Raw genomic sequence first — 7,614 nt, forward strand, 5'->3', positions numbered from 1 at the left:
TTTATTTCTTTATTAACTTCGCATAGTAGAAGCCATCGCCACCGGCTGGATCGGGGAAAACTTGCCGACCCGCTAAGGTGGTATCGCCAATCTCAATATGCACAGCATCATTATGTCGCGTCATAAATGCGGCGATCTGCAAGTGGTTCTCTTCCGGCAATACTGAACAGGTGGCATAAAGTAGAGTGCCACCGGTTTTGAGATGTGGCCAGATGGCATCCAGAATATTTGCCTGCAATGCTACGAGCTCTGCGATATCACGGTCACGACGTAACCATTTAATGTCAGGATGACGTCGTATTACGCCGGTGGCAGAGCAGGGCGCATCAAGCAGAATGCGGTCAAACTGGGTTTCTCCGCACCATTCTGCCGGTGTTCTGCCATCGCCGACTCTAACGTCGGCTGACAAATTAAGTCGCTGAAGATTTTCACTGATACGGGAAAGCCGCTGGGCATCAACATCCACAGCCAACACGGTTGCCTGTGGTGCCGCTTCGAGGATATGGGTCGTTTTTCCGCCAGGTGCAGCACACAGATCCAGAATCGATTCACCATTCTGTGGATCCAGCAGTGATACACAGCCCTGGGCTGAAGCATCCTGAACCGTCACCCATCCCTCGGCGAAACCCGGCAGCTGGCTTACACCACAGGGGGCTTCAAGCCTCAGCGCGTCAGGGTGCTCAGGATGCGGGACAGCGTTTTTACCCGCATCCTGTAGAAGAGAGAGCCAGGCATCACGGGTATGATGCTGCCGGTTAACCCGCAGCCACATAGGCGGACGCTGGTTATTAGCGTCAACAATCTGACGCCATCGATCGGGCCATGCCAGCTGTAGCCTCGTCAGCAGCCATTTAGGATGGAGGTGGTTACGCTCATCGCTATTCATTGCCTCAGTCAGGGCTTCCTGCTGGCGCAGGAACTGACGCAGCACGCCGTTAATAACCCCTTTAAACTGCTGGCGTTTCAGAGCGACGGCACCTTCCACCGTTTCAGCCAGCGCGGCGTGGGCAGGTATACGAGTAAATATCAGCTGATAAAGCCCAACCATAATCAAAAAATGTATGGTGCGTTGTTTACCTGTTAAAGGTCGCTCCATTAGCTGGCCGATCAGCCACTCAAGCTGAGGAAGCGTACGCAACACGCCATAACAGAGCTCCTGAAGCAGAGCGCCATCTTTTTCCGCAAGGGACTTCTGGGCAGCGGGCAGTACATTGCTCAGGGACTGCCCCTGCTCGACCACTTTCTCAATGGTCTGGGCAGCAACGCTGCGCAAATTAGTCATTTTTTTCATAAGGGATCGCAAGTCAAAATCAGCCCGACATAAAGCCGGGCGATGTATCAGGCAAGNAGCAACGCTGCGCAAATTAGTCATTTTTTTCATAAGGGATCGCAAGTCAAAATCAGCCCGACATAAAGCCGGGCGATGTATCAGGCAAGGATATTGCCCGGAATGAACCAGTCACGGCGGGAATTGAGGAGATCCTGAACCGGCATGGCTTTTTTACCCGCAGGCTGGAGCTCTTCGATATTCAGTACGCCGTCTGCCGTTGCAACCTGAATACCCCTTTTATCAGCCTGGACTATCTCACCAGCCTGTTTATCCACGTGCGGCAGAACCGATGCTTTCCATACTTTCACCGGTTGCTCGTCAACGACAAAATAACTGACTGGCCATGGATTAAAGGCGCGAATGCAGCGTTCAAGCTGTGACGCAGATAGCGACCAGTCCAGCCTGGCTTCTTCTTTACTCAGTTTTTCTGCGTAGCTGACCAGTGCTTCGTTCTGCACCTCAGGAACGGCCGTTCCGCTGGCGAGCTGCGCGAGGGTATCCAACATGCCCTTAGGACCCAGGTCAGCGAGCTTGTTGTACAGCGAGGCGCTGGTATCCTCAGGCTCAATCGGACAGGAGAGCTTACGCAGCATATCGCCGGTATCCAGGCCGACGTCCATTTGCATAATAGTGACGCCGGTTTCACTGTCCCCTGCCCACAATGAACGCTGAATAGGCGCCGCGCCGCGCCATTTGGGAAGGAGTGAGCCATGCACGTTTATGCAGCCCAGACGAGGCATTGCCAGCACCGCCTCCGGTAAAATCAGGCCGTAGGCGACCACGACCATAACATCAGCATGAAGCTGGGCAACCCATTGCTGATTCTCTTCGGGACGCAGTGATTTAGGCTGGAAAACAGGCAGACCATGCTGCTCTGCAAGCTGTTTAACCGGACTGGCCGTGAGCTTATTGCCACGCCCGGCAGGGCGGTCCGGCTGGGTGAAAACACCCACTACGTTGTGGCCGGATGACATTAGCGCAGCAAGATGGCGCGCGGCAAAATCGGGTGTTCCGGCAAAAATAATTTTCAGGGAGTCAGACACGCTCTTACCTTTTAATGGCACGGGTTAATCACGCGCGCTCTGGCGATAAAGTTTTTCCAGTTTCTGACGGATACGCTGGCGCTTCATTGGCGACAGATAATCAATAAACAGTTTGCCGACCAGATGATCCATCTCGTGCTGGATACAAATCGCAAGCAGGTCATCCGCTTCAAGCTCGAAGCTAATGCCTTCACGGTTCAAAGCGCGTATTTTTACCTTCTCGGCGCGGGGAACCAGCGCGCGCTGCTCAGGAATAGAAAGACATCCCTCTTCAATACCTGTTTCGCCGCTCTTTTCAAGCATTTCCGGGTTAATCAACACCAGGCGCTCATCACGATTCTCAGAAACATCGATAACAATAATACGCTGATGGATATCAACCTGGGTGGCAGCCAGACCAATGCCTTCCTCGGCGTACATCGTTTCGAACATATCATCCACGATACGCTGGACATTAGCATCGACTTCTTTAACGGGTTTCGCGACGGTGCGTAGGCGCTCGTCAGGAAAATGTAATACCTGTAAAACTGACATAACTTTCCAGATCTGTGTTCAAGGGATTAGATGTTTATAACTCTTATTGTAGACATTTCAGGGCATGATTGACAGCATTCCTGCTCGGTTAGGGAGGGGCTGAGAGGCCTCTGACAAGGATGTAGCAATGACACCCATGGAGATTTGGTTACGCCTCTCGTGCGTTAAGGGTTTACCACGTCAGCACTGTCAGCAGATTGTTGAAATGTTGCTTCTCCAGCCAGCGGTAACAGAGAGGGAATTGGGCTTAGTCGGTTTTTCGCCAGTGCAAAAGGAAGCCTTCCTTTATTATGACCGTACCATTATTTCTGAAGCCCTTAACTGGCTTGAGCAGCCCCAACGCTATTTTATTACCTGTGCCAGTCCACTCTACCCTGAGCGGTTAAGGCAGATAGCCGACTTCCCGACGATACTCTTCGTTGAAGGCGACCCGGGGCTCCTTTCAACGCCGCAAATTGCGATTGTGGGTAGCCGTAACTGCTCGCCTTATGGCAGATGTTGGGGAACCTGTTTCGCTCAGGCGCTCGCATTGAGCGGCCTGACTATTACCAGCGGCCTGGCGCTGGGTATCGACAGCGTGGCTCATCGCGCTACGCTGGAGGTCAAAGGCAAAACGCTTGCCGTCTTAGGCAGCGGGCTGAAATGTATCTATCCCCGCCGTCATGCTCAACTGGCTAAAGATATTATCGCGGGAGGGGGAGCGCTGGTGTCTGAATTCCCTTTATCCGCGCGCCCCATGCCTTACCATTTCCCACAGCGCAACAGAATTATCAGCGGGCTCAGCCTCGGGGTATTAGTCGTCGAAGCATGTATGAAGAGTGGTTCTCTGGTTACGGCACGACTGGCGTTAGAACAAAATCGGGAAATCTTCGCATTACCGGGTGCTATTGGTAACCCGGGCAGTGAAGGCACGAACTGGCTCATTCAGCAGGGCGCACTGTTAACTGCTCATCCCAATACTATTCTTGAACAACTCAATAGTGAACTGGACTGGTTACCCGACCCTCAACCAACATATTCTGCCGACGAGGGTAATACGGCATTGCCATTTGCCGATGTGTTGACTAACGTAGGAGATGAGGTTACACCTGTTGACGTCGTCGCTGAACGTGCCGGCCAACCTGTGCCAGCCATCGTAGCTAAGCTGCTTGAGTTGGAGTTAGCAGGGTGGATCGCAGCTGTACCCGGCGGCTATGTCCGATTGAGGAGGGCAAGCCATGTTCGACGTACTAATGTACTTATTTGAAACGTATATCCATAGCGAAGCAGAAATGCGCGTTGATCAGGATAAATTGACAGACGATTTGACCGATGCAGGTTTTCATCGTGAAGACATTTATAATGCGTTGAACTGGTTGGAAAAGCTTGCAGATTATCAGGACGGCTTAGTTGCGCCAATTCTGCTCGCGACCGATCCGCTGTCTATGCGTATCTACACCGATGAAGAGAGCCAGCGTTTAGATGCCAACTGCCGGGGTTTTATTTTGTTCCTGGAGCAAATACAGGTACTTAATCTTGAAACCCGCGAAATGGTTATCGAACGTATAATGGCGCTGGATACACTTGAGTTTGATCTTGAGGATCTCAAATGGGTTGTATTGATGGTGCTGTTTAACATCCCTGGATGTGAAAACGCTTATCAAAAGGTGGAAGAACTTCTTTTCGACGTCAATGAAGGAATTGTGCACTAGGAGCTTCTCCGGTGTTTTAAAACTATGAATAAAACAGCGCTTTTCGCTGTGCGAAAAAATGAACCCTGCCCCCAATGTGGGGCAGAACTGGTTATTCGCTCCGGGAAACATGGCGCTTTTCTTGGATGCGCTCATTATCCCGAGTGTGACTACGTACGCCCTTTAAAAAAGCAGGCTGAAGGGCACGTGGTAAAAGTGCTTGAGGGACAATACTGTCCAGCGTGTCACGAAGAGCTTGCGCTGCGCCAGGGACGCTACGGAATGTTTATTGCCTGCAGCCGTTACCCCCAGTGTGAGCATACTGAACTTATTGATAAGCCCGATGAAACCTCAATTAAGTGTCCTCAGTGCCAGCAGGGTCATCTGGTTCAGCGTCGATCGCGGTATGGGAAAACCTTTCACGCCTGCGATCGTTACCCTGACTGCCAGTTTTCGCTGAATGCCACGCCGGTAGAGGGGGAGTGTGAAGTGTGTCATTTTCCACTGTTAGTTGAGAAAAAGACGACGCAGGGGGTAAAACGCTTTTGCGCCAGTAAAGTTTGTGGAAAGCCAGTAACAGCAGGTACAAGCAGTGACGAATAATGTTTTAACTGAATCAGCGATCCTGTGTCTTGAGTGGCTACGTAAGGGGACCGTTATCGCCTATCCCACTGAAGCAGTATTTGGTCTGGGGTGCGATCCCGATAGCGAATCTGCGGTGGCGCAGCTTCTACGCTTAAAGAAGCGCCCTGTGGAAAAAGGGCTTATCCTGATTGCCGCTGATTATCACCAGCTCCAGCCCTATATTGATGATGCGCAGCTTTCTGTGGCGCAAAAAGAGAGAATGTTCGCGAGCTGGCCAGGACCGGTAACCTGGGTTGTTCCCGCTAGTTCTGATACGCCTGCGTGGCTGACAGGACGTTTTGAGTCTCTTGCCATTCGGGTCAGCGATCATCCCCTTGTTCAGCAAATTTGCCGGAACTTTGGTAAACCCCTGGTATCGACCAGTGCGAACCTATCGGGCTTTCCGCCCTGTCGGACGGCTGCTGAAGTCGGCGAGCAGTTTGGTGTAGATTTTCCCGTTCTGTCAGGGGAAACCGGAGGGCGACTTAATCCTTCAGAAATTCGCGATGTCTTAACCGGCGAACTCATTCGTCACGGGTAACGTTATATGAAGCAGAATTTTACCGTTTTCGGTAATCCGATTAGCCACAGTAAATCACCGCGAATTCATCAGCTCTTTGCCGAACAGACAGGTCGTGACCATGCATATGGCTCCACGCATACCCCCCTGGATGGTTTTACCCACACTCTAAATGATTTCATCGTGCGTGGAGGAAAGGGGGCGAACGTAACCCTGCCTTTTAAAGAACAGGCGTATGAACTGGCTGGAGAACTTACGGAGCGTGCGGCGCTTGCGGGCGCGGTCAATACCCTAAAGTTGCTGGAGGATGGACGGCTGCTGGGGGATAACACGGACGGTATTGGGCTTCTGGCAGATCTACAACGGCAAGATCTGATCAAGTCTACGGATCGGATCCTGCTGGTTGGGGCGGGTGGCGCTGCGCGTGGCGCAATACTTCCCCTTCTCTCCTGGGGTTGTTCGCTAACGATTACTAATCGCACCGCCTCAAAAGCTCACGCGCTTGCAGAGGTTTTTGAGCATACCGGGGGGGTTATATGGAGCGACATAGAGACGCTGCAGGATAAACACTTCGATCTGATTATTAATGCGACTTCAAGCGGAATTGGCGGTGATATTCCCGCGTTGCCTTCTTCACTCATTTCGGTGCAAACGCGCTGCTATGACATGTTCTATCAAACGGGCGATACGCCCTTTATTCGCTGGTGTCGGCAGCATGGCGCAAGTCAGTTAGCAGATGGTCTGGGAATGCTGGTGGGGCAGGCGGCTCACTCCTTTCTTTTATGGCATGGAGAAATGCCGGATATCGAGCCGGTAATCGCCGTGCTCAGAGCGGAACTTCAGGAATGAATCAGGCTATTCAGTTCCCCGACCGCGAAGAGTGGAATGAAGACATAAAGGCCATTTGCTTTCCAGCTATGGTAAATGGCCTGATGATGATGTGCGCAATAAGCGGCGAATCTTTGCTTCGCCGTTTTGGTGATGGGCAACCTGCGCACGTTAGCTTTAGTCTTCATCGCTGGGATCTTGAGGAAGAAGCCGAGCAGCTTATAAAAGAAGGATCGGAAGACGATCAGGGTTGGTTCTGGCTATCCTGAGTGAGATAGTCATCTTTCCAACGGACATAATTACCTGAAGAGTAGAGCAGACCGGCGATCTCTGATTCCGTAAGTGGTCGCACCTGCCTGACCGGGCTGCCTAAATAGAGGAAACCGCTTTGCAAACGCTTTCCTGGTGGCACCAGCGTTCCCGCACCTATCATCACATCACTTTCAATGATGGCACCATCCAGCAAAATTGACCCCATTCCGACCAAAACCCTGTCGCCGATTGTACAGCCGTGCAGCATCACTTTATGGCCAATCGTGACATCTTCCCCAATGATTAAAGGAAAACCTTCAGGATCGGTTGAAGAACGATGAGTGACATGCAGTATGCTGCCATCCTGAATGTTACTTCGTTTGCCAATATGAACGCGGTTAACGTCGCCGCGGATAGCAACCAGTGGCCAGACACTAACATCATCCTCCAGCCTTACATCTCCAATCACTATGCTTGAATCGTCGACCATTACCCGCTGACCAGTCTGGGGAAAGGTATTTTTATAGGGTCTCAGTTTTGCGGACATGGCTGTCTCTCTTAAAAGAAGGTGATCGAAGCGTAACGCCGTAAACTCTTCACAGGCAATGACTGCTAATAAATATGAAGTATTTTTGTGCGGATCGTCTTAGATCTGCGCGAAAGGAGTGAAAATTCAGCGGGCGATAAGAAAGATCGAAAAAAGGCTTGTGCTCTCAGACGGGATCCCTATAATGCGCCTCCATCGACACGGAACAACGGCTTACAGGCCGCCGGGTTGAGAGGGTCAGGAAGCTGAACCGCCGGAGAAAAACT

Annotated in this window: 10 protein-coding genes; 6 read left to right on the top strand and 4 right to left on the bottom strand. The window is 51.6% G+C overall.

Annotated elements, in window-relative coordinates; all coding sequences use genetic code 11:
• Position 1 precedes the first annotated feature (1 nt).
• The 3 genes from rsmB to def all read right to left on the bottom strand — a co-directional run bounded on the left by rsmB (position 2) and on the right by def (position 2,907).
• Positions 2-1,291 carry a 16S rRNA (cytosine(967)-C(5))-methyltransferase RsmB gene (rsmB, locus tag A1830_RS19365; protein WP_067709968.1) on the bottom strand — a complete coding sequence of 430 codons (1,290 nt, stop codon included), beginning with the start codon at positions 1,289-1,291 and terminating at the stop codon, positions 2-4.
• Positions 1,292-1,428: 137 nt separating this feature from the next.
• The gene (gene fmt / locus A1830_RS19370) at positions 1,429-2,373 is read right to left on the bottom strand and encodes a methionyl-tRNA formyltransferase (protein WP_067709970.1); all 945 of its coding nucleotides are present in this window, start codon (positions 2,371-2,373) and stop codon (positions 1,429-1,431) included.
• Between the two features lie 24 nt (positions 2,374-2,397).
• Entirely contained in the window at positions 2,398-2,907 is a 510-nt protein-coding gene (gene def / locus A1830_RS19375; RefSeq protein ID WP_067709972.1) for a peptide deformylase, read from the bottom strand.
• Positions 2,908-3,034: 127 nt separating this feature from the next.
• Between def and dprA the strand changes: the two genes are divergently transcribed.
• The 6 genes from dprA to A1830_RS19405 are packed head-to-tail and all read left to right on the top strand — an operon-like array spanning position 3,035 to position 6,818.
• On the top strand, positions 3,035-4,153 hold the full coding sequence (dprA, locus tag A1830_RS19380; RefSeq protein ID WP_067709974.1) for a DNA-protecting protein DprA: 1,119 nt from the start codon (positions 3,035-3,037) through the stop codon (positions 4,151-4,153).
• Positions 4,125-4,598 (top strand): DUF494 family protein Smg, encoded by a 474-nt coding sequence (smg, locus tag A1830_RS19385; protein ID WP_067709976.1) that lies wholly within the window; start codon positions 4,125-4,127, stop codon positions 4,596-4,598. Before dprA ends, smg begins: the two co-directional genes overlap by 29 nt.
• A gap of 24 nt (positions 4,599-4,622) precedes the next feature.
• Entirely contained in the window at positions 4,623-5,180 is a 558-nt protein-coding gene (locus A1830_RS19390) for a DNA topoisomerase family protein (RefSeq protein ID WP_067709978.1), read from the top strand.
• Positions 5,170-5,742 carry an L-threonylcarbamoyladenylate synthase type 1 TsaC gene (gene tsaC / locus A1830_RS19395; protein ID WP_067709980.1) on the top strand — a complete coding sequence of 191 codons (573 nt, stop codon included), beginning with the start codon at positions 5,170-5,172 and terminating at the stop codon, positions 5,740-5,742. The genes A1830_RS19390 and tsaC overlap by 11 nt, the downstream gene beginning before the upstream one ends.
• A gap of 6 nt (positions 5,743-5,748) precedes the next feature.
• Positions 5,749-6,570, top strand: coding sequence for a shikimate dehydrogenase (aroE, locus tag A1830_RS19400; protein WP_067709982.1), 822 nt, complete (start codon positions 5,749-5,751; stop codon positions 6,568-6,570).
• Entirely contained in the window at positions 6,567-6,818 is a 252-nt protein-coding gene (locus A1830_RS19405) for a DUF1488 family protein (RefSeq protein ID WP_067709984.1), read from the top strand. Before aroE ends, A1830_RS19405 begins: the two co-directional genes overlap by 4 nt.
• On the opposite strand, the gene A1830_RS19410 is transcribed toward A1830_RS19405, so the two are convergent.
• Positions 6,794-7,348: a gamma carbonic anhydrase family protein gene (locus A1830_RS19410; protein ID WP_067709986.1), complete on the bottom strand. Its 555-nt coding sequence runs from the start codon at positions 7,346-7,348 to the stop codon at positions 6,794-6,796. The two genes, A1830_RS19405 and A1830_RS19410, sit on opposite strands and share 25 nt — an antisense overlap.
• Positions 7,349-7,614 lie beyond the last annotated feature (266 nt).

This window comes from Erwinia sp. ErVv1 (assembly GCF_900068895.1).
Classification (GTDB): Bacteria; Pseudomonadota; Gammaproteobacteria; order Enterobacterales; family Enterobacteriaceae; genus Erwinia.